Annotated in this window: 15 protein-coding genes and 1 tRNA gene; 7 read left to right on the top strand and 9 right to left on the bottom strand. The window is 65.1% G+C overall.

The window, feature by feature from the left end:
• Positions 1-12: 12 nt before the first annotated feature.
• Positions 13-89 (bottom strand) — tRNA-Arg (locus H6979_05350).
• A 182-nt stretch (positions 90-271) separates the two neighbouring features.
• Here H6979_05350 and H6979_05345 point away from each other — a divergent pair.
• Positions 272-1129, top strand: a complete 858-nt coding sequence (locus H6979_05345; GenBank protein ID MCP5139261.1) for an SDR family oxidoreductase — start codon at positions 272-274, stop codon at positions 1127-1129.
• Here the strand turns inward: H6979_05345 and H6979_05340 are convergent.
• Genes H6979_05340 through H6979_05325 form a run of 4 tightly spaced genes read right to left on the bottom strand, consistent with a single transcriptional unit; the run spans position 1126 to position 3135 of the window.
• A complete protein-coding gene (locus tag H6979_05340; GenBank protein ID MCP5139260.1) occupies positions 1126-1314 on the bottom strand; it encodes a CPXCG motif-containing cysteine-rich protein in 189 nt (62 codons plus the stop codon). The genes H6979_05345 and H6979_05340 overlap by 4 nt on opposite strands.
• Positions 1315-1344: 30 nt before the next feature.
• Positions 1345-2115 carry a hydroxyacylglutathione hydrolase gene (gene gloB / locus H6979_05335; protein ID MCP5139259.1) on the bottom strand — a complete coding sequence of 257 codons (771 nt, stop codon included), beginning with the start codon at positions 2113-2115 and terminating at the stop codon, positions 1345-1347.
• A gap of 7 nt (positions 2116-2122) precedes the next feature.
• Complete coding sequence (moaB, locus tag H6979_05330) at positions 2123-2644, bottom strand: molybdenum cofactor biosynthesis protein B (protein MCP5139258.1); 522 nt, start codon at positions 2642-2644, stop codon at positions 2123-2125.
• A gap of 32 nt (positions 2645-2676) precedes the next feature.
• Positions 2677-3135: a CBS domain-containing protein gene (locus tag H6979_05325; protein ID MCP5139257.1), complete on the bottom strand. Its 459-nt coding sequence runs from the start codon at positions 3133-3135 to the stop codon at positions 2677-2679.
• Between the two features lie 137 nt (positions 3136-3272).
• Here H6979_05325 and H6979_05320 point away from each other — a divergent pair, with 137 nt between their 5' ends.
• Genes H6979_05320 through ald form a run of 3 tightly spaced genes read left to right on the top strand, consistent with a single transcriptional unit; the run spans position 3273 to position 7237 of the window.
• A complete protein-coding gene (locus tag H6979_05320) occupies positions 3273-4556 on the top strand; it encodes an aspartate aminotransferase family protein (protein ID MCP5139256.1) in 1284 nt (427 codons plus the stop codon).
• Between the two features lie 50 nt (positions 4557-4606).
• The gene (locus H6979_05315; protein MCP5139255.1) at positions 4607-6091 is read left to right on the top strand and encodes a CoA-acylating methylmalonate-semialdehyde dehydrogenase; all 1485 of its coding nucleotides are present in this window, start codon (positions 4607-4609) and stop codon (positions 6089-6091) included.
• Between the two features lie 27 nt (positions 6092-6118).
• Positions 6119-7237 carry an alanine dehydrogenase gene (ald, locus tag H6979_05310; protein MCP5139254.1) on the top strand — a complete coding sequence of 373 codons (1119 nt, stop codon included), beginning with the start codon at positions 6119-6121 and terminating at the stop codon, positions 7235-7237.
• Between the two features lie 17 nt (positions 7238-7254).
• Here ald and H6979_05305 read toward each other — a convergent pair whose 3' ends face one another.
• The 4 genes from H6979_05305 to H6979_05290 all read right to left on the bottom strand — a co-directional run bounded on the left by H6979_05305 (position 7255) and on the right by H6979_05290 (position 11774).
• Positions 7255-8187, bottom strand: a complete 933-nt coding sequence (locus H6979_05305; GenBank protein MCP5139253.1) for an IS110 family transposase — start codon at positions 8185-8187, stop codon at positions 7255-7257.
• A gap of 279 nt (positions 8188-8466) precedes the next feature.
• A complete protein-coding gene (locus H6979_05300; GenBank protein ID MCP5139252.1) occupies positions 8467-9693 on the bottom strand; it encodes a molybdopterin molybdotransferase MoeA in 1227 nt (408 codons plus the stop codon).
• Entirely contained in the window at positions 9690-10766 is a 1077-nt protein-coding gene (locus tag H6979_05295; GenBank protein MCP5139251.1) for an XdhC family protein, read from the bottom strand. The genes H6979_05300 and H6979_05295 overlap by 4 nt, the downstream gene beginning before the upstream one ends.
• An 18-nt stretch (positions 10767-10784) precedes the next feature.
• Positions 10785-11774, bottom strand: coding sequence for an NAD(P)H-quinone oxidoreductase (locus H6979_05290; protein MCP5139250.1), 990 nt, complete (start codon positions 11772-11774; stop codon positions 10785-10787).
• Positions 11775-11935: 161 nt separating this feature from the next.
• Here H6979_05290 and moaA point away from each other — a divergent pair, with 161 nt between their 5' ends.
• The 3 genes from moaA to H6979_05275 are packed head-to-tail and all read left to right on the top strand — an operon-like array spanning position 11936 to position 15566.
• Positions 11936-12988, top strand: coding sequence for a GTP 3',8-cyclase MoaA (gene moaA / locus H6979_05285; GenBank protein ID MCP5139249.1), 1053 nt, complete (start codon positions 11936-11938; stop codon positions 12986-12988).
• Positions 12954-14906: an acetoacetate--CoA ligase gene (locus H6979_05280; protein MCP5139248.1), complete on the top strand. Its 1953-nt coding sequence runs from the start codon at positions 12954-12956 to the stop codon at positions 14904-14906. The genes moaA and H6979_05280 overlap by 35 nt, the downstream gene beginning before the upstream one ends.
• Positions 14907-14945: 39 nt before the next feature.
• The gene (locus H6979_05275; protein ID MCP5139247.1) at positions 14946-15566 is read left to right on the top strand and encodes a YbhB/YbcL family Raf kinase inhibitor-like protein; all 621 of its coding nucleotides are present in this window, start codon (positions 14946-14948) and stop codon (positions 15564-15566) included.
• The last annotated feature ends 96 nt before the right edge of the window (positions 15567-15662 follow it).

Genomic DNA, 15662 nt, shown 5'->3' with positions numbered 1-15662 from the left:
GTTTTTATCTACTGGCGCGCCCGGAGAGATTCGAACTCCCGACCTTCTGGTTCGTAGCCAGACGCTCTATCCAACTGAGCTACGGGCGCGTATTGCGTGGTGCCGGGCTTGAGGCCCTTTGGAAGCCGGGCATGGATGGGTCCGGCAGGCGGGGGATTATAGGCAATTCGGTCACGATGGGAAGTGTTTCGGGCCGGATCGAGGCGGTGGGGTAGACTGCCGGCATTGCGGCTGAAGCCGCTCCTACCCAGCTGAATTCATGGAGAGAATGATGATTCTGTTGACTGGCGTGACGGGCAAGACGGGTGGCGCAACGGCAAAGGCGCTGCTGGGCAAGGGCGTGCCGCTGCGGGCGATCGTGCGCAACGCGGAGAAGGCTGCTGCGCTGAAGGATGCCGGGGTGGACCTGGTGGTCGGCGATGTGACCGATCGGGCCGTGATCGACAAGGCCCTGCGCGGTGTCGAGCGGGCGCTGATGATCATGCCGAATGGCGAAACCCAGCTGGCATCCGAAAAGCAGTTCATCGATGCCGCGAAGGCCGCGGGCGTGACGCAGCTGGTGAAGATGTCGTCGATGGAGGCCGTGGCCGATGCGAAGGCGCCGATCCCGAAGGTGCACTGGGAGGCCGAGCAGTATCTGCGCGCCTCGGGTCTGGGCTGGACCTTCCTGAAGCCGAATTTCTTCATGCAGAACCTGCTCGGCAGCGCCGGCACGATCAAGGAGCAGGGCAAGTTTTTCCTGCCGATGGCCGATGGCAAGACGGCGATGGCGGATGTGCGCGATATCGGTGCGGTGGCCGCTGTGGTGCTGACGGGTTCAGGCCACGCCGGAAAGAGCTATGAGATCACCGGCCCCGAGATCCTGAGCTTTCACGATGTGGCGGCGCGATTCACGAAGGTGCTGGGCCGCAAGATCGAGTACGTGCATGTGCCGATGCCTGCCTATCGGCAGACGCTGTCGAGATTCCTGACCAACGCCTGGCACCTGAACGCGGTGTGCGAGCTGTTCCAGGAGATCGCCGACGGGCACGATCTGCACCTCAGTGATTCAGTGCAGAAGCTGACCGGCAAACCGCCGATCTCGCTGGAGCAGTTCATTCGCGATCATCAGGCGGTGTTCACCGCCTAGCCGTTCTCGCGGGCGACGGCGAGGGTGTCGAGCTGGCCCTCGTCGTCGACCGTATAGCGCACCAGGATCGGCGCGCAGCACACCGGGCAGTCTTCGATGCAGGTCTGGTCGCCCTGCGAGAGGTCGAGTTCGAGCGCGATGCTTTCCCAGCAATAGGGGCAGGTGACGGTGACGTCTTCGAGCATGATCGTCTCCCCGCAGCTTCAACGGCTGCTTCAGAACTGATCTTTGCGCTTGCGTGTCTCGGCAAACACCTCCGTGTTGCTTGCGTCGGCGAGTCCGAGCCTTGCGCGGAGCGCCGTGCTTGCCGGACGCAGGAAGGGATTGGTGGCTTTTTCAACGCCGAGCGTACTCGGCACGGTGGGCTGACCGGCAGCCCGCAGCGCCGCTACTTCGCGCATGCGGGCGAGCAGTGCGGGATTGTCGGGCTCCACGCTCAACGCGAAGCGGCCGTTGCTTTGCGTATATTCATGCGCACAGAAAATCTTTGTCTCATCAGGCAGTTGCATGATTTTCTGCAGGGAAGTCCACATCTGTGCGGGGGTGCCCTCGAAGAGCCGTCCGCAGCCCATGGAGAACAGGGTATCGCCGACGAAGGCCAGGCCATCGGCCTCGAACAGGTAGCAGATGTGCGCCCGCGTGTGGCCGGGTGTTTCGATGATCCGTGCGGAGTGTTCGCCGAGCGTGAAGCTGTCGCCTTCGCTGACAGGAATATCGATGCCGGGAATTCTTTCGGCATCGGCGCGGGCGCCCACGATCGTGCAGCCGGTGCCGGCTTTCAGCGCGAGATTGCCGCCGGCGTGATCCTGGTGATGATGGGTGTTGAGGATGTAGTCGAGTTTCCAGCCGCGCTCGTCGATCGCGTGCCTGATGGCCTCGGCGTCCGGGCTGTCTATCGTTGCGGTGAGCCCCGAATCCGGGTCGTGAACCAGGTATCCATAGTTGTCCCCGAGGCAGGGGAACTGATGGACCTGGAGTGCGGCCACGATTGCCTCACTTCTCTTTGAGTCGCGGCATGAGCTCGACGAGGTTGCAGGGGCGCGTGCGGTAGTCGAGCTGGGCGGCGATGAGCTTGTCCCAGCCGGTCGCGCAGGCGTTGCCCGACCCCGGCAGACAGAAGAGATAGGTGCCGTTCGCCACGCCGGAGAGCGCGCGTGACGAGAGCGTGGAGGTGCCGATGTCGTTCCAGGAAATCATGCGGAAGACTTCGCCAAAGCCGTCGATGACCTTGTCGAGCAGCGGCTCGATCGCTTCGGGTGTGCTGTCACGCCCGGTGACGCCGGTGCCGCCGGTGGTGATGATCGCATCGATGGCTGGATCGGCGATCCATGCCGAGACCGTGGCACGGATGCGGTAGATGTCGTCCGGATTGATCTGGTGATCGCCGAGCTGGTGACCGGCCTTCTTCAGGCGCTCGACCAGCAATGCGCCGGATGAATCGGTTTCGATGGTGCGCGTGTCGGATACCGTGAGTATCGCGATGGACAGCGGCATGAATTCGCGGGGTGTTGCCATGTTCGGAATAATACCTTGCTCGTGGCCGGGCTTCAGGCGGCATCGTCGCCGCCGGAGCGCCGCACCTGTTCCTGCAGAAACTCGGCGAAATGCCGGCATGCGTCAGTGACCGTGAACACGCCGACCAGCTTGCCGCGCCGCGTGACGATGGCGGAACTGAGGTGATGATCGGCCATGTGGTTGAGCACTTCATCGAGACGCGTATCCATGTCCACGATATAGGTGTCCTTGACCATGGCTGCGGTCACCGGCGGCTGCCTGCGGTCGCCCTCGACAGGGTCGGTACCGAGCAGCAGGCGGATGTCGCGCTCGGCGATGATGCCGGCGAGTTCACCGTCGCGGGTGACGGGCAGGTGGCTGATCTGGTGTTCGTGCATCAGCGCGCGTGCGGTGGTGACCGGCGCGGCCACATCCACCGAGTAGGGGAACGGGGTCATGACGGCCTTGATCGACGGCAAACGGCGCATGTCCGGATCATAAACCCGGGGCAAGGAATTTTCCCGTGGCCTCAATTGTCTGCTGCACTGAAAGGCGGTAGGGTGGCTTTGTGAGCGACTCATCAAGGGCAGATCGGCCGTCACCCGGCAAGGCCGGGGCGCCATCATTGCCGGATCTCCAGCCCTACTGGATGCCCTTCACGCCCAACCGCTGGTTCAAGCAGCATCCGCTGCTGCTCGAGTCCGCCGCCGGCATGTACTACACGACGACTGACGGACGGCAGATCCTCGACGGGATCGCGGGGCTCTGGTGCTGCAATGCCGGCCACTGTCATCCGCGCATCGTCGAGGCGGTGCGCGAGCAGGTGGGCAAGCTCGATTTCGCCATGAGTTTCAACATGGGTCACCGGGGTGCTTTTGCGCTGGCCGCCGAACTCGCCGCGCTGGCACCGGACAGTCTGGACCATGTCTTCTTCACCAACTCCGGTTCCGAAGCTGTCGACACCGCGCTCAAGATCGCCCTGGCATATCACCGGGCACGTGGCGAGTCGCAGCGTTTCCGTTTCATCGGTCGCGAACGCGCCTATCACGGCGTCGGCTTTGGCGGCATCTCGGTGGGCGGGATCGTCGCAAATCGCAAGGCCTTCGCCACGGCAATGCTGCCGGGCGTGGATCACCTGCCGCACACGCATGATCCGCGGCGAAATGCCTTCAGTCGTGGCCAGCCGGTTTACGGTGCCGAGTTTGCCGATGCGCTGGAAAGCCTGATCGCGCTGCACGACGCGAGCACCATCGCCGGCGTGATCGTCGAGCCGGTGGCCTGCTCGACCGGTGTGCTGGTGCCGCCGAAGGCCTATCTCGATCGCTTGCGCGCGATCTGCGACCGGCACGGCATCCTGCTGATCTTCGATGAAGTGATCACGGCCTTTGGCCGCACCGGTTCGGCATTCGCGGCACAGACCTTCGGCGTGCGGCCCGACATGATCACGGTGGCCAAGGGCCTGACCAGCGGTGTGATTCCGATGGGCGCAGTGCTCGTGGACCGGCGTATCTACGAGGCCTGCATGACCGGGCCGGAGCAGGCCATCGAGTTTTTCCACGGTTACACCTATTCCGGTCATCCGGTAGCGACGGCTGCGGCGCGGGCGGCACTCTCCGTCTATCGCGAAGAAGGCCTGTTCGAGCGCGCGGCGGAGCTGGCGCCGCTGTTCGCCGACGCGGTGCATTCGCTGAAGGGTGCGCCGCATGTGATCGATATCCGCAATATCGGCCTGATTGCCGGCATCGAACTGGAGCCCCGTCCCGGTGCCGCTACCGCGCGCACCATGGATGTGTTCCGCCACTGCTTCGACAACGGCGTGCTGGTGCGCACCACCGGCGATACCCTGGCGCTCACGCCCTCGCTGACCGTCGAGCCCGCGCAGATCGGCCAGATCATCGATGCACTCGGCAAGGCGCTGCGCGCTGTCGCCTGAGTGGGTTGCTGAACATGGCAGCGCGCGCTCCGGTCACCGCAGGCCCTGCCATGATCCCGCACTGGATCAACGGACAGCGCGTGCTGGTCGCCTCGGGCCGCCACGCACAGGTTTTTGATCCGGCGACGGGCGCGGTGACGGGCCGGGTGCCGCTGGCCTCGGCCGCAGAAGCGCAGGCCGTGGTGGCCACAGCCCTGAAAGCCTGGCCGGCCTGGCGCGATACGCCCGCGCTGAAGCGCGCCCGTGTCCTGTTCCGCTTCCGGGAGCTCGTCGAGAGACATCGGGATGAACTCGCACGGCTGATCACGGCCGAGCATGGCAAGACGCTTGGCGACGCTGCCGGTTCGATACAGCGCGGAGTCGAAGTGGTTGAATTTGCCTGCGGCATCCCGCATCTGCTGCAGGGTGAGGCGAGTCGCGATGTCGGCGGCGGCATCGATTGCCAGTCGCTGCGTGAGCCGCTCGGCGTCTGTGCCGGCATCACGCCTTTCAATTTTCCCGCCATGGTCCCGCTGTGGATGTTCCCGCTGGCCATCGCCTGCGGCAATACCTTCATATTGAAACCCTCCGAGCGCACGCCTTCCTGCGCGGTGCGGCTTGCCGAACTGATGAGCGAGGCCGGTCTGCCGCCGGGTGTGCTGAACGTGCTGCACGGTGATCGCGAGGCTGTCGATGAACTGCTGCGTCACCCGGATGTGGCGGCGGTGAGTTTCGTCGGCTCGACGCCGGTGGCACGGCATGTCTATGCGGAATGCGCGCAGGCCGGCAAGCGCGTGCAGGCTCTCGGCGGTGCGAAGAATCATCTGCTGGTCATGCCCGATGCCGATATGGACCAGGCCGCGGATGCGCTGATCGGTGCGGCCTACGGCTCGGCCGGGGAGCGCTGCATGGCGATCTCCGTCGCGGTTGCGGTCGGTGCGGCCGGCGATGCAATCCGGGCTGCGCTGCTGCCCCGGATTGCAGCGCTGCGGCTCGGTGCGGGTACCCAGGCCAATGTCGATATCGGGCCGCTCATCACCGCGCAGCACCTGGAGCGGGTGCGTGGCCATATCGCGGCCGGCGAGGCTGAAGGCGCCGAACTGGTGGTGGACGGGCGCGTTGCGGCGGCGAAGCTGTCCGGCGGATTCTTCCTGGGCCCGACACTCTTTGATCGCGTCAGCAGCACGATGCGCATCTGGCGAGAGGAAATCTTCGGCCCGCTGCTTGCCCTCGTGCGCGTGGGGACGCCAGCCGAGGCGCTCGCACTTGTAAACGGACATGAGTTTGCCAATGGCGCCGCGATCTTCACGCGCGACGGGCGGCTGGCCCGGGAATGCGCCGCGCAACTGGATGTCGGCATGGTCGGCGTCAACGTGCCGATTCCGGTGCCGGCCGCGTTTTTCAGCTTCGGCGGCCGCAAGAGTTCGTTCTTCGGCGACAGCAATATTCACGGCGTGGAGGGCGTGCGCTTTTATACGCAGCTGAAGACCATCACCTCGCGCTGGCCGCGCGGTCAGGACACGGACGATAACAATCTGGACATGCCCACCCTCTGATAGTCGCTGACTGGCGGGAGCACGCATATGCTGATAGGCGTACCGGGCGAGATAAAACAGGACGAGTACCGCGTCGGACTGACGCCAACCAGCGTGCGCGAGCTCGTGCATCATGGACACCAGGTGCTGGTGCAGAGCAACGCCGGTGCCGGTATCGGCATGGACGATGAAGACTACATGAATGCCGGCGCCACGATCGCGACGGCGGCAGCCGAGGTCTATGCGCAGGCGGCGATGATCGTCAAGGTGAAGGAGTTGCAGGCGGTCGAGTTTCCGCTGCTGCGTCCGGGTCAGTTGCTGTTTACCTATCTGCACCTGGCGCCCGATGCAGGGCAGACGGCGATGCTGCTCAGGTCGGGCGTGATTGCGATCGGTTACGAGACGGTGACCGGCCCGAATCACAGTCTGCCGCTGCTTTCGCCGATGAGTGAAGTCGCCGGGCGCATGGCGGTACAGGCCGGTGCGCATTGCCTGGAGCGCGAAGCAGGCGGGCCGGGCATCCTGCTCGGCGGCGTCCCCGGTGTGAAGGCGGCGAATGTCGTGGTGCTCGGCGGCGGTGTGGTCGGAACCAATGCAATTCGCGTGGCGATGGGCATGGAGGCGCAGGTCACCGTGATCGACCGCTCGCTGCCGCGTCTCAAGGAGCTGGACTTCCAGTTTGGCGGCCGCCTGAACACCATCTACTCGACGGTCGAGAGCATCGAGCACTATGTGGCCGATGCTGACCTGGTGATCGGTGCCGTGCTCGTGCCGGGCGCTGCGGCACCCCGGCTGGTGAGTCGTGCGATGGTGCGCGGCATGCGCAATCGTTCGGTGATCGTCGATGTGGCGATCGACCAGGGCGGCTGCTTCGAAACCAGCCGGCCGACGACCCATTCGCAGCCCACCTACATTGAGGAGGGGGTGGTGCACTACTGTGTCGCGAACATGCCTGGCGCGGTTGCGCGCACCTCGACCTTCGCGCTCAACAATGCGACGCTGCCCTATGTGCTGGCGCTCGCCGACAAGGGTTATCGGCAGGCGTTGCTCGATGATCCGGGTCTGCTGGACGGCCTGAACATTCATGAAGGTAAGGTCTGCTGTGAAGCGGTTGCTTCCGCGCTCGGTCACGAGTACGTCGATCCGCACCGAGTGCTTTCTCGGTAGGAGCAACTGTCTTTTTTTCAGGCCACACCTGAGAGGGTCGGTGGTGCCCAAGTGGTGTGGTCGCGGGCCATGGCGTTGAGCATGATGAGCAACTTGCGCATGCAGGCAACGATGGCCACTTTCTTGAGTTTCCCGCGGGCGAGCAGCTGCCGATAGGTCGTGGCGATTATCGAGTTGGCACGGATGGAAGCCAAGGTAGCCATGTAGAGCACGCGCCGCAGGTCAGCGCGGCCACCACGGATATGCCGTTTACCCTGATGGGCTCCGCTGTCCGCGTTGTACGGTGCAATGCCCACCAACGCCGCGATCTGCCGGCGACCCAAGCGGCCCAGTTCCGGAAGTCGTGCCGCCAGCGTGGCTTGCAAGACCGGTCCCACACCCGGCGCCGTGGCCAGGTCTGTGGTGGCCGTGACCGCCAGCTGCGCCTTGATCTTGCGGTCGAGTTGGTGGATCTCCCGCTGCAGGCTGGCGTTGATCCGGTTGAGCACCCGCTGGGCAACCACGGCGGAACTCTGCTTGAGTCGACGCTGATTGTCGTCGCGCTGACTGACCAGTTGTCGACGCAGATCGACCAGCGCCCGCAAGGCCTCGGTCGCCGCATCGGGCGCCATCGTCACCGGCACCACCAGGATCCGGGCGGCCTCGGCCAGCAAGGCGGCATCCAACGGATCCGTCTTGGCCTGCCAGCCCAGTGCCCGGGCCAAGGCCTTGACCCGTCGTGGCTGCAGTCGCACCACGGTCAGCCCAGCGGCTTGCAGCTGCTGCCAGATGGCCCGTTCATAGCCACCGGTGGCTTCCAGGGCGATCCGTTCCGGTTGCACCGCCTGCAGTTCTGCCACCACCTGCGCCCGCCCTGCTGGTGTATTGGGTCGCTTCCATGTGCGCCCCTCCGGCTGCAGACACAGCACCAGCGTGGCCTTGGCCACATCAATCCCGACATACGCTGTCATGTGCTTCTCCCCGCGTTAAACTCAGCCCTGAGAGCACTCTCGCCTGGCCCACGCTTGTGCGGTTTCGAGCTGACACTCGAGCAACTGTTCGGGCTTGACGGCGGGAGTACGGGGTACGGCGGCCTGCGCTCCTACACGTGCTCGCAGCACTCCGGCTCATCGGCCTGCCGTACTCCGCTCTCGCCTTGAGATTAACCGGGAAGAAAGACACAAGCGGCTTCAGCCGCGATCATCTGGCCGCAAGAATCGCGGCTGAAGCCGCTCCCACAGCAGCCGCTCCTACGACCAGGAATAGAATCTTGCGGCATAGCCGGCCGGAAACAGGGAGGCGCCGCGCGGCAGCTCGACGAATCCCGCAGTGCCACCGAGTGCGGCGAAATCACCGGAGGTATTGGTCTGTTTCGGTCTCGCGAGGCAGCGCCCGTCGGCCGTGTACTCAAGCGTCACCGGCAGGAAGCAGCTGAGATCCGGCGCAAAGCGCACTTCTTCGGCCAGTGCGACCACGGGCACCGGTGCGTCGTTGACGCGCAGCGCGTGCAGGAGTCCCGGCAGCGCATGGCGCACCAGGCAGACGAGGCTTGACACCGGGTTGCCTGGCAGTGCGAAGACCGGTTTGCCTTCCGGCGACACGCCAAACCACAGCGGCAGTCCTGGTCGCTGCAGGACCTTGTGAAAGACCAGTTCCATGCCGAGCGCGAGCAGCACCTGCGGCACGTAGTCAAACTCGCCCATCGACACGCCGCCGGTCAGGACCAGCACGTCGTTCTTCGCCAGCAGACAGCGCAGTTCGGCTTCCAGAATCGTGCGCTCGTCCGGCAGATGCACGCGCGTGCAAGCCCTGAAACCTCGTGCGGCGAGCGCTCCGGAGATGGCCCGGTCGTTCGACGAGCGGATCTGGTTGGCGCTGACCGGCTGGCCGACATCCACCAGCTCGTCGCCGGTGGAGATCACGGCGATCGCAGGCCGGCGCGAGACTTCCACGCTGGCCGAGCCGCCAACGGTCAGGATTGCCATCTCCGGGGCGCCGATGAGCGTGCCGGGCATCAGCAGTGCCGCTCCTTGCGGATGATCGGAGGCGCGCCGGTGTATGAACTGGCCGACGGCCGGCTGGTAACCGTCTTCCAGCGTCACGAGATCCGCTTCGCGGCTGATGCGCTCGACCGGAATCACGGTGTCCACGCCGGGTGGCAGCGCCGCACCGGTCATGATCGCGACGCAGCTCCTGTTGTCGGTGACGCTGACGCGCTCGCCACCGGCACCCTGCGTGCCGATCACCCTGAAGCTGCGGACGCCGGCTGCAATCGCCGCATGACGAAGCGCGATGCCGTCCATGGTGACGCGGTCGAAGGGTGGCTGGTCACGCTCCGCGCTGATGGTCTGGCGCAGCACTTCGCCATGCGCGCTGTCGATCGGTACGCGCACGGTGCCCCAGTCCGGCATGCGCGAGAGGATCAGTTCAGCCGCTTCGGCGACGTCGATGCGCTGTCGCGCGCTGCCCTCGCTCACAGCACCGTACTCCGCGACTGTTCTGCTGTGGCACTGACGGCCTGGATCTGCGCCAGTATCGACAGCGCAATGCTCTCTGGCGAACTGGCGCCGATGTCGAGTCCGGCCGGTCCGTGCAGACGACCGTTCAGTGCCTGGGCCGCGACGCCCAGGTCCTGCATCAGACGCTCGCGCCGCGCCGGCGGCCCGAGCAGGCCGATGTACGGGATCGCGCTGGCGGCGAGCTGCTGCAGATAAACGCGGTCCGTGGCGAGGTGATGACTCATCACGACAACTGCGGAGAATGTTGTCAGTGGCAGTCGCTGTGCGAGCTCGGCCGCCGGCGCGCACAGGCTGTGCTCGGCAGCGCCGAAGCCCTCGCGCTCCAGGTAGGCCGGGCGGTGATCGGCCACGCTGACGCGCCAGCCGAGCGTATCGGCGAGCGTTACCAGCGGGATCGCGTCGAGGCCGGCGCCGAGTACCAGCAGGCGGGGCAGCGGATGGAGCGGCGCGATCAGGGCCTGCAGGTTCCGCTTCTCGTGTGTGAAGCGATGCAGGGACGCTGCCGGCTGCGCTGCCGCACACAGGCCGGCAAGCAGGCCGGTGAGCGCGGGATTGAGGCCCGTGTACTGCATGCGGGTGGGCGTAAGCACCAGGCTCCTGCCCGCGAGAGCCGGATCATCCGGGCTGTCGACCAGCATGCCGCAAAGGCCGGTCTCCGTGCCGAGCAGCACTTCGCTGATCGCCGTGAAGGGCTGATAGTCATCGGCCGGCGACAGTTGCTGCAGAAGAATCCGCAGCAGGCCGTTGCAACCCACGCCGAGGCCGAACAGCTCATCAGCTTCGTCGCGCAGATCGTAGGTGACGCAGGCAGCGATACCGGTGGCCATCACCCGTCGCGCGTGGTCAGCCAGATCGCCCTCCAGGCAACCGCCGCTCACCAGTCCCTGATAGTCGCCCGACTCGTTGATGAGGATCCGGTGACCGGCCTTGCTGTAGGTTGACCCGGCCGTCTCGATGACGGTGGCGAGCGCCAGCGTCTGCTGCGCACTGCGCCACGCGGCAAAGCGCTGCAGAAGGGCCTTGTTGCTCATGCCGCGATCCTGGTCTGTTCAGAGTTCATCGGTGACCCGCAAGACAATTTTTCCCATCGATTCGTTGGCTTCGAGCCGCTGATGTGCCTGTGCGACGGCGTGCAGCGGCAGCACATCCTGGATCACCGGCGCGATCTGCCGACGCTCCAGCAGCGGCCACACCTGCTGTTCCAGTGCACGGGCAATCCGGCCTTTCTCGGCGACAGGGCGGCTGCGCAGCGTGGAGCCGGTCACCGTCAGGCGTTTGACCAGCACCTGGCCGAGATTCACCTCGGTCTTTGTACCACCGAGCACGGCGATGATGACCAGACGGCCGTCATCGCGCAGCAGGCGGATGTTGTCGGCAAAGTACGGCGCGCCGACCATGTCCAGGATCACATCCACGCCGGAATCGCCGGTCTGCTCGCGCATTACCGCGTAAAACTTCTCGCTGCGATAGTTGATCGCGCGAAGCGCACCGAGCTTTTCGCACAGCGCCAGCTTGGCATCGTTGCCGGCGGTGGCGTAGACGCGGGCACCGAAGGCGGTGCCGAGCTGGATTGCGGTGGTGCCGATGCCGCTCGCCCCGCCGTGTACCAGCAGCGTTTCACCGGGTTGCAGCCGGCCTCGTTCGAAGACATTGGTCCAGACCGTGAAGAAGGTCTCCGGAACTGCCGCCGCTTCGATCAGGGTCAGTGCGGCGGGTACCGGCAGGCACTGCAACGCAGGCGCCGTGCAGTATTCCGCGTAGCCGCCGCCAGCGACGAGCGCGCAGACCCGGTCGCCGACTGCAGGTGTGCCGACGTCGTCCGCCGTGGCGACCACGATGCCGGCGACTTCGAGTCCCGGCAGGTCGGAGGCGCCCGGCGGCGGCGGGTAGTTGCCGCTGCGCTGCAGGCAGTCGGGACGGTTGACGCCGGCAGCCACCACCCGGATCAGAACCTCGCCCGGCTGCACGTTTGGCACACTGCGCCGACAAGGCTGCATAACATCTGGCGGGCCAGGCTGGGTAATCTCCATACACAGCATGGTGTCGGGCAGGCGGGCAGAAGCGGTCATGGTGCGCTCGAATCGGAAGTCAGGCCCAGTATAAGTAGGAGCGGCTTCAGCCGCGATTCCTTTTGGCCATGATCGCGGCTGAAGCCGCTCCCATCGGGCCTCTGCTACCATCGATGCCAGGAGTGCAGGAAATGACAGAAAAAGTCGTCAAGCTGGTTCAGCGCACGGAAGACGGGCCTGCGGATCTGCTCGACCGGCGCAGCCGCCCGCTCCGGGATCTGCGCATCTCGGTCATGGATCGCTGCAATTTCCGGTGTCCCTATTGCATGCCGGAGGACAAGTATCACAAGGATTTCCAGTTCCTGAAGAGCAGCGAACGCCTGTCCTTCGAGGAGATCCTGCGGCTCGCCCATGTTTTTTCCGGGCTCGGTGCGCACAAGCTGCGACTCACCGGCGGCGAACCTTTGCTCCGTCCCGGCATCGCCGACCTGGTCGGCGACCTGAGTCGTGTGCCTGGCATCGATGATGTGGCGCTTACCACGAACGGCATCCTGCTTGCGCAACATGCGGCGGCGCTGAAGGCAGCAGGCCTGTCGCGGGTAACTGTCAGCCTGGATTCCCTGAATGAGGAAGTGTTTCTGCTGATGAGCGGTGGACGGGGCAGCACGGAGCAGGTGCTGGAAGGCATTGCCGCCGCACTCACTGCGGGACTCACACCGATCAAGATCAACACTGTCGTCAAGCGCGGCATGAACGAACACACGGTCCTCCATCTGGTCGAGCGCTTCCGGGGTACGGGTGTGATCGTGCGTTTCATCGAGTACATGGATGTCGGCACCATCAATCACTGGCAGCGAAGCGACTGCGTACCGTCGCGCGAGTTGCTGGCCATGATCGGTGCGCGCTGGCCGCTCACAGCGGTGCAGCCGAACTACCACGGTGAAGTGGCCGAGCGATACCAGTTCGATGACGGTGCGGGCGAAGTCGGTTTTATCTCCTCGGTATCCGAACCCTTTTGTGGCTCCTGTACGCGCGCGCGCCTGTCATCCGACGGGCAGCTCTTTACCTGCCTGTTTGCGTCCAGAGGTACGGACCTCAAGAACCCGATGCGCGCCGGTGCGACCGACGAAGAGCTGCGCGCACTGATAAGCGGTGTCTGGGGCGCAAGGGAAGACCGCTACAGTGAGTTGCGGGCCAGCCAGCGCAAGGATGACAAGGTCGAGATGTACTACATCGGTGGCTAGACCCGGCCGGCTGCCGCATCTGGCACGTTTCACGGAGCGGGTCAGGGTACGGTACGGCGCTGACTGCAGCGACTACGCGGGCCTGCATCGCTGGTCAGTTGAAGATCCGGCGGCTTTCTGGGGCGCAGTCGCCAGCTTCTGCGATGTGCGCTTCAGGCGCGGTGCCAGTCGTGTGCTGGAAAACGGCGATCAGATGCCGGGTGCGCGATGGTTCATTGGCGCAGAACTCAACTTTGCGGAAAATCTCCTGCGCTGGCGCGACGAGCGGCCAGCGCTGATCTGGCGCGATGAGAGCGGACGGCGCCGCGAACTCAGTCATGCGCAACTCGCTGCTGAAGTGAGCCATGCGGCAGCCGGGCTTCGGCGTCTGGGTCTGGGTCGCGGCGACCGGGTCGCAGCCTTTGTGCCGAACTGCGTCGAGGCGGTGGTCGGCATGCTCGCCACTGCGAGCCTCGGCGCCATCTGGTCCTCCGGTTCGCCGGATTTCGGTGCGGCCGGTGCGCTGGACCGCTTCGCGCAGATCGATCCGAAGCTGCTGCTGGCGGTCGACGGCTATTGCTACGCCGGAAAGCGCATCGATGTGCGGCCGGTGGTCGCCGGACTTGCGCGCCGGCTTCCCGGGCTGAGTGCCGTGGTGGTGATTCCTTGCCTGTCGACAGCGCCCGATCTCGCGACGATTCCCGGGGCCATCAGCTGGCAGGCGCTGACTGCCGTTGCCGGGCCGCTGGAATTTGTCGCCACGCCTTTCGACCATCCGCTCTATATCCTCTATTCATCCGGCACCACGGGCGCTCCCAAGTGCATCGTGCACGGTTCCGGCGGGACACTGCTTCAGCACCTGAAAGAACATTTGCTGCATACCGACTTGCAGCGCAGCGACCGGCTGTTCTGGTTCACGACCTGTGGCTGGATGATGTGGAACTGGCTGGTGAGCGGGCTCGCCAGCGGCGCCACGCTGCTGCTCTATGACGGTTCGCCGGCCTGGCCTGATGCGTCTGCGCTGTGGCGGATTGCGGCGGAAGAGGGCGTCACGGTTTTCGGCACCAGCGCGAAGTATCTGGCCGGCAATGCGAAGGCCGACCTGCATCCGGGCCGGGATTTCGACCTGCATCGCCTGCGCGCCGTGCTCTCGACCGGTTCGCCGCTCGCCCCCGAAAGTTTTGACTATGTATATGAACGTGTGAAGGCTGATGTGCACCTCGCCTCGATTTCAGGTGGTACCGACATCATTTCGTGTTTCATCCTCGGCAATCCGTTGTTGCCGGTGCAGCGGGGTGAGCTGCAGTGTGCGGGACTCGGCATGGCGGTCGAAATCTACGACCAGCAGGGCCATGCGCAGACCGAAGGCTGTGGCGAACTGGTCTGCGAAAGACCGTTCCCGTCCATGCCGTCCGGCTTCCGGGGTGATGCGGACGGCAGGCTATATCACGCCGCCTATTTCGAGCGTTTTCCCGGCGTCTGGGCCCATGGCGATCATGCAGAACGCACACCCTCGGGCGGCTTCATCATCCATGGCCGTTCCGATGCGGTGCTGAATCCGGGCGGGGTACGTATCGGTACCGCGGAGCTCTATCGCGCCGTCGAGGCGGTACCCGAAGTGCTGGAGGGCCTCGCGGTCGGCGCGCGGGCCGACGGTGACGAGCGCATCGTGCTGTTCGTGGTCCTGCGCTCCGGATTCCTGCTCGATGCAGGGCTGTGCGCGAAGATCCGGCTGGCTGTCAGGCAGGCGCTCACGCCACGGCATGTGCCGTCGATGATTCTGCAGGTGGACGACCTGCCACGGACGCGTAACGGCAAGCTGGCCGAACTGGCCGTGCGCGCGATCCTGCACGGCGAAGCGGTTCCCAATCTTGCCGCGCTGGCCAATCCCGAAGCGCTCGGGCAGATACGCCAGCGCTTTGAAGCCGGGTGCGCCTGAATGTACCCTGTCTCCAGAACACGTATATGGAGTATCGCCATGCTGCGTTCTGTAACCGCTACCCTGCTTGCACTGGCCAGCCTGACGCTTGGTGCCGCGCTCCTGATACCAGGTGCTGCCCTGGCTGAAGATGCCGCGCCAGCTGCCACCCCCGCCTTTCGGCTGTCGAGCCCCGACCTGATGCCAGGTGCGCCGATCCGTTTGCCGCAGGTCTACAACGGCTTCGGTTGCAGCGGAGGCAACATCTCGCCTGCTCTCAGCTGGAGCAATGCCCCGGCCGGCACGAAGAGTTTTGCCCTGATGGTCCATGACCCGGATGCCCCCACCGGCAGTGGCTGGTGGCACTGGGTGGTTTACAACATTCCGGCCAGGGTAAACGCACTGGTCAGCCGGGCCGGCGATCCGGCCGCTGGCCTGATGCCGGTCGGTGCGGTGCAGGGGAATACAGACTTCGGTACGGCAGGCTACGGTGGTCCGTGCCCGCCGGCAGGCGACAAGCCACACCGCTACTTCTTCCGGCTGCATGCGCTGAAGGTCGAGAAGCTTGACTTGCCGCCGACCGCCACGGCTGCCCTGGTCGGCTTCAACGTCAATGCCAATTCGCTGGGTGTGGCCGAGCTGATGGCGGTGTATTCGCGGCCGGCAGCGACCGGAGAGTGACCGCGGCTCCCAAGGCCTTCTTCCCAAACAGGTAGACGGGCCGTAGGCTAGCGGCCCTGCCAGGCCGGATCCGTCAAATCCGGTCCCGCAATCTTT

It is taken from the genome of Chromatiales bacterium (assembly GCA_024234935.1).
Lineage (GTDB): Bacteria > Pseudomonadota > Gammaproteobacteria > Steroidobacterales.
Note: the sequence above shows the minus strand (reverse complement) of the source record. Positions and strands in the feature narration are given on the sequence as shown.